Origin of the sequence: Micromonospora phytophila (assembly GCF_023656545.1) — a bacterium.
In the GTDB taxonomy this organism is placed as follows: Bacteria; Actinomycetota; Actinomycetes; order Mycobacteriales; family Micromonosporaceae; genus Micromonospora; species Micromonospora phytophila.
This window is the reverse complement of sequence record NZ_JAMOKF010000103.1, coordinates 1-15,750: the sequence shown is the minus strand read 5'-3', so window position 1 is coordinate 15,750 and position 15,750 is coordinate 1. Positions and strand designations below refer to the sequence as shown.

Below are 15,750 nucleotides of genomic sequence, written 5' to 3'. Positions count from 1 at the left end.
TGGGTACGCGAAAGGGCGGGATGGTCGCCCATCCCGCCCTTTCGCGTCGTGCCGTCAGTCGGTCGACGTCTCGTCGCCGGGGGTCACCAGGACCACCTTGCGCCGGCGGCTGAGCAGCAGCAGCGCGCCACCGGCCAGCAGCACGGCCGCGCCGATGCCACCGATGAGCCCGGCCTGCACGCCGGTAACCGGCAGGCCACCGCCACCACCGTCACCGCCGGTGCCCGGGGTCGTGGTCGGCGCGGCCGTCGGGGTCGCGGTCGGCTGCCCGGTCGGGGTCGGGGTCGGCTGAGTGCCCAGTTGGACGAAGACGTCGAACTGCGCGGTGTTGTCGACCTCGTCGACCTCGGTGAAGGTCTTGCGCTGGGCGGCGGTGGCGGACTGCGGCTGCTCCTCCGGCTGCCCCTCGGCTCCGTCCAAGCCGGCGGCGAAGAGGAAGCCGGGGCGGAGCACCGCCTCGGTCACGCCCGCGCCGACCTTGACCCGCACGTCGGCCGCGTAGAACTGCCCGGGCTTGAGGATCGCGCCGGCGTCCTCGCAGTACGCCTGGGCGAGGCCGCCCAGCTCCTGCGTGACGCAGCCCTCGGGCAGCTCGGCGAAGGTGACGCCGGCCGGCAGCGTGATGCCGTACGCGATGCCGGTCGCCCGGCGGCTGCCGTCGTTGTACACCGCCCAGTCCAGCGGCGCGGTGTCACCCGGCTTGACCGGGGTGAGACCCGACTCGCCGGCCTCGTCGCCGTCGACCGCCACGTCGGCGTACACGTCCTGCACCCAGGTGGTGAGGTCGTAGCCGGGCTTGGCGACGGTGATGTCGTGCTCGACCGTGTTGTCATCGAGATCCGGGTCGGCGGTGGCCGAGCTGATGGTGACGACGAGCGTGCCGGCGTCGCCGCGCCCGCCGGTGGAGAAGAGCGGGATGCCGAAGTCCTCGGTGGTGCCGCCGGCCAGGTCGCCGAGCAGGCAGCTGAACGTGGTGCCCTCGACCTCGCAGCCGTCGGGGACGACGACGCCGACCTTGCGGTCCTTGAGGCCACTGGTCTCGACGGTGACCCGGACGTCGGTGGCGTCGACAGCGCTGCGGGTGTTGTCGACCTGGAACTTGAACGGCTTGGCCTTGGCCTCCTTGACGCCCTTGGCCAACTCGTAGCTGAGCGGGATCAGTCGCAGGTCCGCCTGGTCGGCGGCGTGCGCCGGTGCGGCGACGGTGGCCAGGCCACCCGCGGCGAGCAGCGCCACGACACCGGCACGGGCCAGGGTGGAGCGGTGGAACAGTGTCATCGATCCCCCGGGGTTAGGGAGTGTGGATGGTTGCGGAACCGAGCGGACGTTATCGGAGGTCGATGCGTAAGGCCAGCATGAGCGAGTGGTTTCCTCCGTACAACCCACCCGGATGGACAGTGGGGGCGGGATGGTCACCCATCCCGCCCCCACTGCCGTGCGTTATGTGAACGACCCTCGCGGGTCGATGGAGGACAAACCTCAGGCCGTCGGCCTCTCGTCGCCCGGCGTCACCAGGACGACCCGACGCCGCCGCGCGACCAGGAACATCGCGGCACCCGCACCCAGCACGGCCACCCCGATGCCGCCGATCAGGCCGGCCTGCGGACCGGTGACCGGCAGGCCACCGCCGCCACCGGCACCGCCCTTGGCGGCCACGATGACCGCGAAGCCGTCCACGTTGTCCGACGGGTCCACGTCGACGACGCGCTCACCCTTGGCCAACACCCGGACGTTCTCGATCGCGCTCTTGCGGGCCGCTTCGGGCACCGGGGTGCCGGCCGGCGCGACGCCGAGGGCGTCGGCGCTCAGCGAGCCGTCCGGCAGGGCAACCGGCGCCTTGACGCCGGCCGCCACCTCGATCGGGAAGGTGATCAGAGCCCCGACGTCCGCCCCCATCAGGAAACCCTCGTCGGCGCAGGTCGCGGTGCGCTTGTCGGCGGAGTACTCGCAGCCCTCGTACTGCTCGGTGAAGGTGACGTTCTTCGGCAGCTGGACCTTGAACTCGATGCCCTTGGCGACGGTGTCGCCCTGGTTGACGATCTCGCCGACGAAGAGGCCCTGGTCACCCGGGTGCAGCGGGGCCTGCTCCGGCGACTCGCCGCCGCCGGGGGTGAGCCTGGTCTTGACGTCCGGCGCGATCACGCCGAGGTCGACGCCCGGCTCGCCTTCGAACTCCAGCTTCACGACCTTCCGGTTGTTGTCCGGGGTCGTGTCGTCCGGCGACTTGAGGAAGAAGCCGATGGAGGTCTCGCCGCCGTCGACGCCGCCCGCGTCCTTGATGGTGACGACCGGGAACTCCAGCGTCTCGCCCGGACCCGGGATCTGCGCCGCCGGCACCTGACACACCACCGAGGAGACGTCGTCGCCCTTGCAGTCCTCGCCGAGCGGGAGGCTCCAGATCCGCTCGTCGTAGAGGCCGGCCAGGTCGACGCCGACCGTGAGGGCGCTCGGCGTACCCGGGCCGTTGTTCTTGACCTTCATGAAGCCGATCTTGCCCTCGACGCCCTCGGCCAGCCTGGTGCCGGCGACCGTGAGCTCCAGGTCGGCCTGGGTGTCGGCGGCCTGGGCCGGAGCGCCGGCCAGCGCGACCGCGCCGGCCGCGAGCAGCGTCGCCGCCCCGATCCGGACCGAAGCCCGGCTACGTACGTTCATGCGAGATGCCCCCGTGTGATGGTTCATGGATGGACCTCGCGGAGGCTATCGGTTGCCGATCACCCGCGCCATACCCCATGCGCGACCACCGTGGACTGCGGGGTTAAGGATTGGCTAAGGCTTGTCCGCATTGACACCGGTTGTGGGTGTTCGCTCGCTACCTGGTCCGGTGGCCGTGGCGCAGAGTCCGCCCGTCCGGCCGACGACGGTCATGCGTTCGGCCGAGTCACCACGCCACGGCGAGCGTCACCCACGGTGCAACGGACATCCACACCGGGCGGTCGTCGGGTCGCCCGAGGGTCAGCGGGCGTCGACCAGCGGGAGGGACTTCCCGGCACCGCCACCGGGGATGGCGATCGAGGAGAAGTGTGAGACGACGCGCTCGTCGGTCGGGTCGTCGGCCGGGGTGTGGTGCACCGCGAGCCGGCGGTAGAGGGTGTCCCGCTGGGCGGGGATGCGGCCCGCGGAGCGGATCATGCCGATCAGCTCGTGCAGGTTGGAGCGGTGCCGCGCGCCGGCGGAGGAGATGACGTTCTCCTCCAGCATGATCGAGCCGAGGTCGTCCACGCCCATGTGCAGGGCGAGCTGCCCGACGTCCTTGCCGGTGGTCAGCCAGGACGCCTGCAGGTGCGGCACGGTCTCGAAGAAGAGCCGGGCCACCGCGACCAGCCGCAGGTATTCCAGCGTGGTCGCCTGGGTGCGGCCCTTGAGGTGGTTGTTCTCCGGCTGGTAGGTCCACGGGATGAAGGACCGGAAGCCCTTCGTGCGGTCCTGCACGTCGCGGATCATGCGCAGGTGCTCGATCCGCTCGGCGGCGGTCTCGCCGGTGCCCATCATCATCGTCGCGGTCGACTCGACGCCCTGCCGGTGGGCCAGCTCCATGACCTCCAGCCAGCGCTCACCCGACTCCTTCAGCGGCGCGATCGCCCTGCGGGGCCGCTCGGGCAGCATCTCCGCACCGGCACCCGCGATGGAGTCGAGCCCGGCAGTCTTGATCCGGGCGATCGCCTCGTCCAGGCTGACGCCGGAGACCTTGGCCATGTGCAGGATCTCGCTCGGGCCGATGGAGTGGATGGCGAGCTGCGGGTAGGCGTTCTTCACCGAGGAGAAGAGCTCCTCGTAGTACTCCACCCCGTAGTCCGGGTGGTGCCCGCCCTGGAGCATGACCTGGGTGGCGCCCAGCTCGACCGCCTCGCCGCAGCGGCGCAGGATCTCCTCGGTCGGGTGGGTCCAGCCTTCCTTGTGCTTCGGCGCCCGGTAGAAGGCGCAGAACTTGCACGCGGTCACGCAGACGTTGGTGTAGTTGATGTTGCGGTCGATCAGGTACGTGACGATGTTGTCCGGGTAGCGCCGCCGGCGTACCGCGTCGGCCGCCTCGCCTAGGGCGTGGAAGGGCGCCTCGGTGTAGAGCAGCAGGGCCTCCTCGGGCGTGATCCGCCCGCCGTCCGCGCCGCGCTGCAGGATGTCGTCGATGTCCCGGCTCACCGTCACGCCTCCGAGCCTACGTCGGCCGGTCAGCTCCGGCGGAGTCCGGTCACCCCGGTGTGACCTCGTCCTCCGGCGACGTGGCCGAATCGCTGGCCGCCGGTGGTCCGTGTCGACGCCCGATCCGCCGGTCCGCCCCCTTTGCTCTGCACCTGGATACGCACCGGTGACACAACGTGACCGTCGGTCTGGCGGGGCCGCGCGCAAGACCGTCGGAAAAGCCAGCGCAGCGGTGTGGTGCGTCCGCGGGTGCAGAGCAAAGGATGGACCGGAACTCGCCGGGCCATCCGCGACCACTCACACAGCGTCAGCCAGCTGGCCCTCGTGCCGGGGTCACGACGGGTGGCCCCTCGTGCCGGGGTCACGACGGGTGGCCCCTCGTGCCGGGGTCACGACGGGTAGCCCCTCGTGCCGGGGTTCGGGTAGCCAAGCGGGCGGTGGCGACGACCCGACCGGCAGCCGCCGATCGGACGCCCCGCGGTCAGGCGTCGTAGTCGACGGTGACCGTGTCGGTGGTCGGGCTGGACTGGCAGGTGAGGACGTAGCCGGCGGCGATCTCGTCGGGCTCCAGGGCGTAGTTGCGGGCCATCGTGACCTCGCCGGAGACGACCTTGGCCTTGCAGGTGGAGCAGACCCCGCCCTTGCAGGCGTACGGCAGTTCGGCGCGAACCTTGAGCGCCGCGTCCAGCACCCGCTCGTCGCGCCCCATCGTGAAGCGGGACGAGCGCCCGTCCAGCACGATCGTCACCTCGGCGCCGGCACCGGGCTCGTCGCCCGGCCGGCGCACCGGCTCCGGCGGGGCGTCGACGTGGAACAGCTCCGTGTGCACCGCCGACTCCGGCAGGCCCCGCCCGGTCAGCACCTCCCGGGCGTCCACCACCATCTGGTACGGGCCGCAGAGGAACCACTCCTCGATGGCGTCGCCCGGCACGATGGTCTCCAGCAGCCGGCCCAGCCGCTCGGCGTCGATGCGCCCCGACAGCAGCGGCGACTCGCCCTGCTCCCGGGAGAGCACGTGCACCAGGTGCAGCCGGGTCGGGTACCGGTCCTTCAGGTCGGCCAGTTCCTCGGCGAACATCACCGTGTTCGCCGTGCGGTTGCCGTACACCAGGGTGAAGGTACTGGCCGGCTCGACGGCCAGGGCGGTCGCGACCAGGCCCAGCACCGGGGTGATGCCCGAGCCGGCGACCACCGCGCCGTAGTGGCGCACCCGATCCGGCGCGAACGCCGTGGTGAAGTGCCCGAGCGGCGGCAGCACCTGCACGGTGTCGCCCCCGCGCAGCGCCCCGCAGGCGAACGCGGAGAAGGCGCCGCCGGGGATCTCCCGCACGCCGATGCGCAGCCGGCCGTGCCGGGCCAGCTCCTCCGGGGTGGAGCAGATGGAGTACGACCGGCGCACGTCCTCCCCGGCCTCCCCCTCCCGGCGGACGGTGAGGTGCTGGCCGGCGCGGAACGCGAAAATGTCCCGCAGCTCCGCCGGCACGGCAAAGGTGATCGCCACGGAGTCGTCGGTGAGCCGGTCGACGGCGGCGACGTTCAGCGGGTGGAAGACCGGCCGGCGACGGACCGGGCGGGTGATGGTGACAGTCACAGCGCCTTCAGGTGGTCGAAGGGTTCGGAGCAGGAGCGGCAGCGCCAGAGCGACTTGCAGGCGGTGGAGCCGAACCGGCTGACCTGCTCGGTCTCGGGGGAACCGCAGCGCGGGCAGCGCACGGCGAGGGTCAGCGGCACGACGGTGCCGGCACGGACCGGCGCCGGTGGGGCGATGCCGGCGGCGGCGAGCTTGGCCCGGCCGCTGTCGGAGATCCAGTCGGTGCTCCAGGCCGGGCTGTAGACCGTGCGGACCTCGGCGTCGGGGTGGCCGGCGACGGCCAGCGCGCGGCGGATGTCGGCGCGGATCACGTCCATCGCCGGGCAGCCGGTGTAGGTGGGGGTGATGGTCACGACCACCCGGCCGGTGGCCGGGTCCTCGTCGACCGCCCGCAGGATGCCGAGCTCGTCGATGGTGACGACCCGGATCTCCGGGTCCACCACCGCCGCCACGGCCGCCCTGGGCTCGGTCACCACTGCGCCCCGGGGTGCGCCCGGTGCAGCACCTGCATCTCGGCGAGCAGGAACGACAGGTGTTCGGTGTGCACGCCGTCGCGCCCACCGGCCGGCGCCCAGCCGTCCGTTGGCCGGGTCAGGGTGGCCTCGTCCAGCACGGCGGTCACCCGGGTGTCGAAGTCGGCCCGCAGGGTGGCCGGGTCGACCGGCGCCGCCGGGTCCGCCGTGAAGAGCTCGTGCACGTACGGCCAGACCTGGTCGACGGCGTCCTGCATGCGCCGGTGCGACTCGTCGGTGCCGTCGCCGAGCCGCCGAACCCAGAGCGAGGCGTGGTCCAGGTGGTACGCGGACTCCTTGCGCGTCTTGCCGCCGATCGCGGCCAGCCGCTCGTCGGCGCAGCCGGTCAGCGCGCTGTAGAGCGGCAGCTGGTACGCCGACAGGAAGAGCAGCTTCGCCATGGTCACCGCGAAGTCGCCGTTGGGCAGCTCGACCAGGAGGCAGTTGCGGAACTGGCGGTCGTCGCGCAGGTACGCCAGCGCGTCCTCGTCCCGGCCGGCGCCCTCCAGCTCGCCCGCGTACGACAGCAGCAGCCGGGCCGCGCCGAGCTGGTCGAGGGCGATGTTGGCCAGCGCGATGTCCTCTTCCATCTCGGGCGCGCGGGTGGCCCACTCGCCGAGTCGCTGCGCCGCGATCAGCGCGTCGTCGCCGAGGGAGAGGGTGAAGTCGAAGGGGCCGTTCACAGGTGGGACACCCCGTCCGGCACGTCGTAGAAGGTGGGGTGGCGGTAGACCTTGTCGGCGGCCGGGTCGAAGAAGGCGTCCTTCTCGTCCGGGCTGGACGCGGTGATCGCGGCGGCCGGCACCACCCAGATGGAGACGCCCTCCTGGCGACGGGTGTAGAGGTCCCGGGCGTTGCGCAGGGCCAGCTCGGCGTCGGGGGCGTGCAAACTGCCGACGTGGGTGTGCGACAGCCCGCGCCGGGCCCGCACGAAGACCTCCCAGAGAGGAGAATGCTCGGTCACGCTGAGCCGATCGGTTCGCTCGCTACGCTCGCTCACGCCGCCACCTTCTCCTTCTGCTCCGCCCGCTTGGCGGCGTACGCCGCGGCGGCCTCGCGTACCCAGGCGCCCTCGGTGTGGGCGCGGCGGCGGTGCTCCATCCGCTGCCGGTTGCACGGCCCGTTGCCCTTGATCACCTGCATCAGCTCGTCGTAGTCGGGCTGGGTGTAGTCGTACGCCTGCCGTTCGTCGTTCCAGCGCAGGTCGGGGTCGGGGAGGGTGAGGTCGAGGATCTCGGCCTGCTGCACGCACATGTCCACGAAGCGCTGGCGCAGCTCGTCGTTGGAGAAGCGCTTGATCTTCCAGGCCATCGACTGCGCCGAGTGGGTCGAGTCTCCGTCCGGCGGGCCGAACATCGCCAGCGACGGGTACCACCAGCGGTCGACCGAGTCCTGGGCCATCGCCTTCTGCTCCGGGGTGCCGTGGGCGAGGGTGTGCAGGATCTCGTAGCCCTGCCGCTGGTGGAAGGACTCCTCCTTGCAGACCCGGATCATCGCCCGGGCGTACGGCCCGTAGGAGCAGCGGCAGAGGGGCACCTGGTTGACGATGGCGGCGCCGTCCACCAGCCAGCCGATCGCGCCCACGTCGGCCCAGGTCAGGGTCGGGTAGTTGAAGATCGAGCTGTACTTCTGCCGGCCTTCGAGCAGCAGCCGCACCAACTCGTCGCGGCTGATCCCCAGGGTCTCGGCGGCGGCGTAGAGGTAGAGGCCGTGACCGGCCTCGTCCTGCACCTTGGCCAGCAGGATCGCCTTGCGCTTCAGCGAGGGCGCGCGGCTGATCCAGTTCCCCTCGGGCTGCATGCCGATGATCTCGGAGTGGGCGTGCTGGGCGATCTGCCGGATCAGCGTCTTCCGGTACGCCTCGGGCATCCAGTCACGCGGCTCGATCTTCTGGTCGGCGTCGATGACCTCGGCGAAGTATCCCGCGAGGTCCGCGTCCGGGCCGGGCGCGTCGGCGCGCCGCCCCCGCTCGGCGGCCTCCCGCAGCGCCGCCTCCGCCGCCTCGACCTCGCCGAGCAGGCCACCGCCGGGTGCGTCCTCGGCGGAGAAGTCGTTGCCATACATGAGGTCAAGTGTTACAGCTGAGGCTTCTTCGCGCCAGAGGGTGTAACAGGATTCCCCTGCCACCCTGGGTGATGCGACGGGCGCACCGGGTGGCCCCGCCGGCTATGACTTGGGTCACTAAGACAAGATGAATCCCCCCAAGAGCCGCACAACGGTCCGATGTCCCGCCTTCATGGCAAGTTGCCAGGTGTCGGGTTCTGGCGCGCCGCCGATCCGGACGTAGACTTCCCCCGTCACACCGTCGGCTGCCGACGATCGCCTAAGCAGAGGCCACTCCCCCGGCCTCGGCGGTCCGCCGATCCGTCCGGACAACAGCCGGCCCCCCGGCCCTGACATCTGGAGCTCACCCACTCATGCGATCCCGCGTGACCATGGTGCTCGCCGTCGCGGCGGTCCTCCTCGGTGGCGGCCTGCTCGTCCCGGCCGCGTACGCCCGGCTCGCCAGCGACGAGGCCGCGAGCGGCGGAGGCGGCGGCAGCAGCGTCGCGGCGCCCGCGCCGACCCCGCCGCCGCCACCGACCCTGGCCGCCGGCCCGGTCTCGCTGACCTTCAGGGGCGAGTTCCTCGCGTGGGCCCTGATGGACCGGGAGACCGGCGAGATCTCCGGCTCGAAGAACCTGGCCGCGACCAGCTCCACCGAGTCGATGATCAAGGCCTGGTTCGCCGCCGACTACTTGCGACTGCTCGGTGACAAGGCGTTGACCCCCGAGCGGAAGAAGCAGATCAGCACCGCGATCCGGGACAGCAACGACGACTCGGCCAACAAGCTCTACGCGGCGGTCGGCAAGGCCGCCACGATCAAGCGGATGACCGGCATCTGCAAGCTCACCGACACCAAGCCGGGCAACGTGCCCGGCTTCGTCGGGTGGTGGAGCTTCACCCGGATGTCCCCGCGCGACGCCGTCCGGCTCGCCGACTGCATCGCCGACGGCACGGCCGCCGGCCAGAAGTGGACGCCGTACCTGCTGGACGAGATGTCCAAGGTCCGGGGCAGCGCGGCCGCCAAGGACCAGAAGGCGCGTTCCGGCGGCGGCCGCTGGGGGATCATCGACGGGCTGCCCGCCTCGATCACCAGTCAGGGCCCGGTCAGCATCAAGAACGGCTGGACCCCGCTCAACTACGACGGGAACTGGCACGTGAACTGTCTCGCGGTGACCGACAGGTGGAGCCTCGCGGTGATGCTCCGCTATCCGCAGAAGAGCGGGCTCGACTACGGCGCGAAGGTCTGCGCGAGCGTCGCCACCCAACTGGTGGCCCCGCAGCCCGGCGCCGCCCTCAAGGTGCCGCAGCAGCCGGTCGGGAAGCTCTGATGGCCGGTAGCCGGCGGACGAACCGCTCCGGTGGCGACGAGTCCTCGCCGATCCGGCTGATCGCGGTCGCGGTGATCCTGGTGGGGCTGGTGCTCGTGTCCCTGCGGCTGCTGCCGGGCTCGCCGTTCGAGTCCACGGCCGCCGCCAGGTGGGGCGAGCCCGGCACTCCCGCCGACCGGGCCACCGGCACGCCGACCGACCGCAGCGCGCGGGCCACGGCTGCACCACGGCCGAGCCCCAGCCCGGCGGCGGAGCCGCTGCCGTTCGAGGCCCGGGACCTCGACCTGGACATCGAGGGCTGGTACTCCTGGAGCGTGCTGGACCGCCGGACCGGGGAGATCATCGGCTCGGACAACATGGCCGAGACCAGCACCACCGCCTCCCTGATCAAGGCCTGGATCGTCGCCGACTACCTGCGCCGTGCCGCCGACGCCGGGCAGACGCCGAGCGACGCGAAGCTCGCCGACGCCACCCGGATCATCCGGGACAGCGACAACGTCCGGGCCGAGCAGTTCTACAACACCGTCGGCCGGTCCGCCTCGATCAAGCGGTTGCTCTCCATGTGCAAGCTGACCGACAGCAAGGTCGCCGCCGACGGCGGGTGGAGCCGCACCGCGCTCTCGCCCCGGGACACCGCCCGGATGGGCCAGTGCATCGCCGACGGCCGCGCCGCCGGGCCGAAGTGGACCAAGTGGCTGATCAGCGAGATGCGGCTGGTGCGCGGGACCGGCGACTTCGGCATCCGCAAGGCGTTCCCGGCCGCCGAGCGCGGGACCATCGCGATCAAGAACGGCTGGGTCGACCGGGACAAGGAGCAGGAGATGCACATCAACTGCCTGGCCATCGGCGACACCTGGACGATGGGCGTGATGGTCCGCTACCCGATCAACATGGGCTACGAGTACGGCATGAAGAACTGCCAGAAGATCACCGCAGCCCTCCTCCGCACCACCCCCTGACCCACCCCCACCCCGCCCCGCCCCCACCCGCCCGGGCGATCATGCAGTTGTGGCGCCCCGCAAAAGGGGCGAACCACTACCCACCGCCCACCACAAGTGCATGATCGTCGCGGGTGTCGGGTGGGGTCAGCCCGTGAAGAAGTCGGGGCCAGATGCGGGGAGGGCGGGGGCGGCGCCGATCGCGGCGGCCCGGCGGGCGAACTCGCGCACGCCGGCCACCTGACGGTCGCCGAGGGAGAAGTCCAGCACCCGGAAGTACGAGGCCAGGGTCGCCGCGTCGAACGGCTCCCACCGCGCGGCCGCCTCCGCGACCTGGTCCAGCTCGGCCAGGCACAGGTCACGGGAGCGCAGGAACGCCTCGTGCACCTCCTTGACCAGGCCCGGGTGGGCGGCGGCGAAGTCCCGGCGTACCGCCCAGACGGCGAAGACCATCGGCAGCCCGGTCCACTCCCGCCAGGCCTGCCCGAGGTCGGTGACCTCCAGGCCCCGGCGCGGAGCCTCGTAGAGGGCGCGCAGCGCCACGTCGCCGATCAGCACCCCGGCGTCGGCCTCCAGCAGCATCTGGGTCAGGTCCGGCGGGCAGCGGAAGTACTCCGGGTTCACCCCGTAACGCTCGGCGAGCAGCAGCTGGGCCAGCAGCACCCCGGTACGCGACGTCGAGCCGAGCGCCACCTTGCCGTGGCCGAGGTCGGCCAGCGGCCGGGTGGAGACGATGTTGACCGAGAGCACCGGGCCGTCGCTGCCGACCGCCAGGTCGGGCAGGAGCAGCAACTCGTCGGCGTGGCGCAGGTACTCCACGTGCGAGATCGGGCCGATGTCGAGGTCGCCGGCGACCAGGGCGGCGCTGAGCCGGTCCGGCGAGTCCTTGTGCAGGTCGACGTCGATGAGGGCGCCGGAACGCATCAGACCCCAGTAGATCGGCAGGCAGTTCAGGAACTGGATGTGTCCGACCCGGGGGCGTGCGATGCGCTCAACCATGCCCCGACGGTATCGCCGGTGCCCGACCGGGGTTCAGCGAGCCGACCTCCCAGTGGCCAATCCCGCACCGGGCGACCGCGGATCCACCCGTCCCGGCCCGGTCGATCCGACATCCGCTCCCGGCTCGTCCGTCCACCGCCCTTCCGTCGGTCGCGTCGTCGTCCCCGACCGGCCGGCCGCGGTCCACTCCTCGTCCACCGGCTTCCCGGTCACCGTCGCCCGGCGGACCGCCGCCCGTTCCGCGCGGACCGCGCGGCGGAGCGGAACGGCGAATCCGGCCACCACCAGCACGCCGGCCACCCCGCAGGTGGCCACCAGCGGCCGGGGCTCGGCGACCGCCAGCAGCAGGCCGCCGACCAGATATCCGACCATCGCGGCGCCCTGGACCGCCGCTCCGAAGACGGCGTACGCCCGCCCTCGGGCGGCCTCGGGAACCCGGCGGGCCAGCAGCAGGTTGTTGAAGACGTTGTCGCCGCCGTTAGCCACCCCGCCGACCAGCCAGATCGGCACGAGCAGCAGCGCTGACGGCACCGCCGCCGACACCAGGACCATCAGGCAGCACCCGCCGAGCAGCGCCAGGCCGGCCCCGAGCAGCGCGCCATCGTCGGCGAACCGTCGCGCCAGCCGGGCGAAGATCCACGCCCCGATCAGGATGCCCAGCGTCCAGGCCCCGGTGACCAGCCCGTACACCGTGGTGGTGCTGCCCAGCGTCTCCCGGATGAAGAACACCTCGACCACGTTGATCGCCCCGACCGCGCCGATCACCCCGGCGAGCGTGGCCACCATCGCCACGAGCAGCGGATCCCGGCGCAGTCGCCAGTCCCTCCCGGGCGACGCTCCGCCGGCCGCCGTACCACCGTCGGCCGCCGGGTCCACGCGTCGACCGGTGGTGTCGCCGCCGGTCAGCGCAGGATCGGCGGGACGGACGCCGCCTCGTCGGGTACGGATGAGCAGCCCGGCGGCGACCAGGGCGAGGTAGCTGCCCGCGTCGATCAGCAGCGGCAGGCGGGCGCCGAACTCGCCCACCAGCAGCCCGGCCAGCGCGGGGCCGGCGAGTGCTCCAAGCGTGCCGGCCGTCTGGTTGAGCGCGCTTGCCCGGGGCAGGTCCTCGCTACGGACCATCGCCGGCACCAACGCGGAGAGGACGGGCTGGGTGACCGCCAGGCCGGCCGAGAGCAGCGCGACCAGGCCGATCACCACCACGGGATGATCGGCGTACGCGAGCGCCAGGCAGATCCCGGCCTGAGTCAGCCCGGCGCCGACCAGCAGGTGCCGGCTGTCGACCCGGTCGGCGAGCCGGCCGGTCAGCGGCGCGAGCGCCACCAGCGGCAGGGTGGCGGCGAGGAGGAGCCCGGAGACCGCCAGTCCACCCGCACCGGCGGACTGCAGCGCCAGGGTCAACGCACTGGCCGCCAGGAAGTCTCCACAGCTGGAGATGCCCCGGGCCGCGGTGGCGAACCAGACGTCAGCCCAGCGCGTCGAGGCGGATGTGAAAGACATACTTCGAAAATAGTCCTTCACGCCTGGGCCTTCAACCCCTCCCCTCAGTCGATGGGCACCGCCCGGTACTGCACGGCGACCGTGCGCGCACCGGCGGGCGGCGAGGACCGCGCCCTCCGCCGGTAGGGATCGAGCAGGTCCTTCACCGCCACGTTCAACGTCGCCAACTCCTCCGCCGTGAGCAGTAGAAGGGTGTCACTGAACCACGCCACGTCGTACCACTCCGGCGGCTCGTCGGGGGCCCGGCGCATCCAGTCGCGGGTTCGCTGAGCGAACCGGGCGGTGTGCGCTTCCACCAGCGCCAACTCCGCCGCCCGCGCCTCCGAACCGGCTGATCGCCCGGCCTCGACCGTGTAGGACGGGCTGAACGAACGCCAGACCCGCTCCCGCGCGTCCCCCCGGCTCGGCGCCTCCTCGATCAGGCCGAACTTCGCCAACGCCCGAAGATGGTAGCTGGTGGCACTCGGTGAAAGGCCGGCGATCTCCGCGCACTCGGTGGCGGTCGCACCACCCTCCAACGAACTCAGGTGTTCCATGATCGCGAGCCGGGCCGGGTGCGCCAGCGCCCGCATCACCTGCGGATCGCTGATGGTCACCCGACGCGGCTCGGGACGCGGCTCCGTCATCCCCCCATGATCCCGGTCGGTCGAGCCAGGTGCCATCGCCCCGCCGGTCACCGGTCCGCCGGTCACGGGCCGCCGGTCCGCGCATCGCCGATCGCCGGGCGGGTCGGACGGCGTGACGGAACGGTCGGCGACAAGGGGTTCGACCTCGCCGACCGGGACCCGGCCGCAGCCGGTGGTCCGCAATCCCGGCAGATCCCGGCCCGAGTGCCGCACAGGTGTTCCAATGCGGTCGCATGGTGGCGGCGTTGGCGCAGAATTCGGTGGAGCGGGCGGCCGGTCAGGCGTAGGCTTCCAGGTCGCTTGACGGCCAGGGTGATACCAGCACCGGAACGGACGTCCCCGCGCCGCAGGTCGGCCATCCGCCTGCCGGACACGCGAGCGATCAGCAGATGACCTCGACGGGAATCAGCGTGACCGCACTCGATCTCGACCTCGACCAGGACCTCGCGACCGAACGTGAGCATCTGGCCATCTCCCGAGCCGCGCTGGGCCGGATGCGGGAGCGCGCCGAGGCGCTCTTCGCCACCGGCGACCAGGTGGCCGGCGACGCGTACGCCGCCGAGACGCTCGGCCGCACGCTGGCCCGCCGGGTGGCCGAACTCGCCGACGACCCGAACACGCCGCTCTTCTTCGGCCGCCTCGACTTCGGCGCAAGCGCCGACAACCCGCACAGCGGCGCCGCCGCCGACGGCCGGCCCGGCGGTGGGGACGACGCGTACGCCGACCACGCCGGGCGGCGGTACCACGTCGGGCGGCGGCACGTCACCGACGAGCGGGGCGAGCCGCTGGTGCTGGACTGGCGGGCCCCGGTCTCCCGGTCGTTCTACCGGGCCAGCGCCCGCGACCCGCAGGGCGTGGCGGTCCGGCGGCGCTTCGGGTTCAGCAACGGCGCGCTGACCAGCTTCGAGGACGAGCACCTCGACCGGGGCGAGGAACTCGGCACGGCCAGCCGCATCCTCACCGCCGAGATCGAGCGACCGCGCGTCGGGCCGATGCGCGACATCGTCGCCACCATCCAGCCCGAGCAGGACGAGCTGGTCCGGGCCGACCTGGCCGACTCGATCTGCGTGCAGGGCGCGCCGGGCACCGGCAAGACGGCGGTCGGCCTGCACCGGGCCGCGTACCTGCTCTACCTGCACCGGGAGCGGCTGCGGCGCTCCGGGGTGCTGATCGTCGGACCGAACCGGGCCTTCCTGTCGTACATCGCGGCGGTGCTGCCGGCACTCGGCGAGGTGGAGGTCGCGCAGGCCACCGTGGAGGACCTCGCCGCCGGGGTGCCGGTGCGGGCGGTGGAGGACCCGGTGGTCGCGACGGTCAAGCACGACGTCCGGATGGCCGAGGTGCTCCGCCGGGCGGTCGCGGCGCACATCGGCGAGCCGACCGAGCCGATCGTGGTCTCCGACGGCTCGTTCCGGTGGCGGATCGGGCTGGAGGTGCTGCACCGGGTGGTCGACGAGACCCGCCGGGAGGGACTGCCGTACGGCACCGGGCGCGACCGGGTCCGGGCGCGGGTGGTCGGCCTGCTGCAACGGCAGGCCGAGGCGCGGCGCGCCGAATCCCCCGGCGACGCCTGGCTGCGCCGGATGGGGAGGTCGAAGCCGGTCACCGCCTTCCTGGACGCGGTGTGGCCGGCGCTCACCCCGGACGGGCTGGTGCACCGGCTGCTCACCGAGCGGGACCGGCTCGCCGCGGCGGCCGACGGGCTGCTCACCGCCGAGGAGCAGGCGCTGGTGAGCGGGACCGCGGGGCCGACCGGGACGAAGCTCGGGCGGACGCCGAAGGCGACGAAGTGGACCGCGGCGGACGCGGTGCTCATCGACGAGGCGGCCGGGCTGATGGAGCGGCCGGCGGGCTTCGGGCACGTGGTGATCGACGAGGCGCAGGATCTCTCCCCGATGCAGTGCCGGGCCGTCGCCCGGCGCAGCGAGCACGGCTCGATCACCCTCCTCGGCGACCTGGCCCAGGGCACCGCGCCGTGGGCCGCCGCCGACTGGCGGGAGTCGCTGCGTCACCTGGGCAAGCCGGGCGCCGTCGTCGTGCCGCTGACGGTCGGTTTCCGGGTGCCCGCCGCCG

Annotated in this window: 14 protein-coding genes; 3 read left to right on the top strand and 11 right to left on the bottom strand. The window is 72.4% G+C overall.

Features of this window, described 5'->3' with window-relative positions; all coding sequences use genetic code 11:
- Positions 1-54: 54 nt before the first annotated feature.
- The 8 genes from NCC78_RS14945 to paaA all read right to left on the bottom strand — a co-directional run bounded on the left by NCC78_RS14945 (position 55) and on the right by paaA (position 8,304).
- Positions 55-1,278 (bottom strand): LPXTG cell wall anchor domain-containing protein, encoded by a 1,224-nt coding sequence (locus tag NCC78_RS14945; protein WP_250795134.1) that lies wholly within the window; start codon positions 1,276-1,278, stop codon positions 55-57.
- A gap of 201 nt (positions 1,279-1,479) precedes the next feature.
- Positions 1,480-2,652, bottom strand: coding sequence for a hypothetical protein (locus NCC78_RS14940; RefSeq protein WP_250795133.1), 1,173 nt, complete (start codon positions 2,650-2,652; stop codon positions 1,480-1,482).
- Positions 2,653-2,952: 300 nt separating this feature from the next.
- On the bottom strand, positions 2,953-4,143 hold the full coding sequence (gene mqnC, locus NCC78_RS14935; RefSeq protein ID WP_250795132.1) for a cyclic dehypoxanthinyl futalosine synthase: 1,191 nt from the start codon (positions 4,141-4,143) through the stop codon (positions 2,953-2,955).
- A gap of 475 nt (positions 4,144-4,618) precedes the next feature.
- Entirely contained in the window at positions 4,619-5,728 is a 1,110-nt protein-coding gene (gene paaE / locus NCC78_RS14930) for a 1,2-phenylacetyl-CoA epoxidase subunit PaaE (protein WP_250795131.1), read from the bottom strand.
- The gene (gene paaD / locus NCC78_RS14925; RefSeq protein WP_250795129.1) at positions 5,725-6,201 is read right to left on the bottom strand and encodes a 1,2-phenylacetyl-CoA epoxidase subunit PaaD; all 477 of its coding nucleotides are present in this window, start codon (positions 6,199-6,201) and stop codon (positions 5,725-5,727) included. The genes paaE and paaD overlap by 4 nt, the downstream gene beginning before the upstream one ends.
- Complete coding sequence (paaC, locus tag NCC78_RS14920) at positions 6,198-6,923, bottom strand: 1,2-phenylacetyl-CoA epoxidase subunit PaaC (RefSeq protein ID WP_250795128.1); 726 nt, start codon at positions 6,921-6,923, stop codon at positions 6,198-6,200. Before paaC ends, paaD begins: the two co-directional genes overlap by 4 nt.
- Positions 6,920-7,240, bottom strand: a complete 321-nt coding sequence (gene paaB / locus NCC78_RS14915) for a 1,2-phenylacetyl-CoA epoxidase subunit PaaB (protein ID WP_250795127.1) — start codon at positions 7,238-7,240, stop codon at positions 6,920-6,922. The genes paaC and paaB overlap by 4 nt, the downstream gene beginning before the upstream one ends.
- Positions 7,237-8,304, bottom strand: a complete 1,068-nt coding sequence (paaA, locus tag NCC78_RS14910) for a 1,2-phenylacetyl-CoA epoxidase subunit PaaA (protein ID WP_250795126.1) — start codon at positions 8,302-8,304, stop codon at positions 7,237-7,239. Before paaA ends, paaB begins: the two co-directional genes overlap by 4 nt.
- A gap of 353 nt (positions 8,305-8,657) precedes the next feature.
- Here paaA and NCC78_RS14905 point away from each other — a divergent pair, with 353 nt between their 5' ends.
- Both NCC78_RS14905 and NCC78_RS14900 read left to right on the top strand, forming a co-directional pair.
- Positions 8,658-9,614 carry a hypothetical protein gene (locus NCC78_RS14905; protein ID WP_250795125.1) on the top strand — a complete coding sequence of 319 codons (957 nt, stop codon included), beginning with the start codon at positions 8,658-8,660 and terminating at the stop codon, positions 9,612-9,614.
- Complete coding sequence (locus NCC78_RS14900; protein ID WP_250795124.1) at positions 9,614-10,573, top strand: serine hydrolase; 960 nt, start codon at positions 9,614-9,616, stop codon at positions 10,571-10,573. Before NCC78_RS14905 ends, NCC78_RS14900 begins: the two co-directional genes overlap by 1 nt.
- Positions 10,574-10,699: 126 nt before the next feature.
- Here NCC78_RS14900 and NCC78_RS14895 read toward each other — a convergent pair whose 3' ends face one another.
- From NCC78_RS14895 to NCC78_RS14885, 3 genes are read right to left on the bottom strand one after another with little or no spacing between them, the layout of a single operon-like run.
- A complete protein-coding gene (locus tag NCC78_RS14895; protein WP_250795123.1) occupies positions 10,700-11,551 on the bottom strand; it encodes a menaquinone biosynthetic enzyme MqnA/MqnD family protein in 852 nt (283 codons plus the stop codon).
- A gap of 33 nt (positions 11,552-11,584) precedes the next feature.
- Entirely contained in the window at positions 11,585-13,051 is a 1,467-nt protein-coding gene (locus tag NCC78_RS14890) for an MFS transporter (protein ID WP_250795121.1), read from the bottom strand.
- A 44-nt stretch (positions 13,052-13,095) separates the two neighbouring features.
- Positions 13,096-13,677, bottom strand: a complete 582-nt coding sequence (locus tag NCC78_RS14885) for an ArsR/SmtB family transcription factor (RefSeq protein ID WP_250795120.1) — start codon at positions 13,675-13,677, stop codon at positions 13,096-13,098.
- Positions 13,678-14,066: 389 nt separating this feature from the next.
- Here NCC78_RS14885 and NCC78_RS14880 point away from each other — a divergent pair.
- Positions 14,067-15,750 (top strand): HelD family protein (locus NCC78_RS14880; RefSeq protein WP_372495138.1); only part of this gene is annotated, 1,684 nt, incomplete at its 3' end.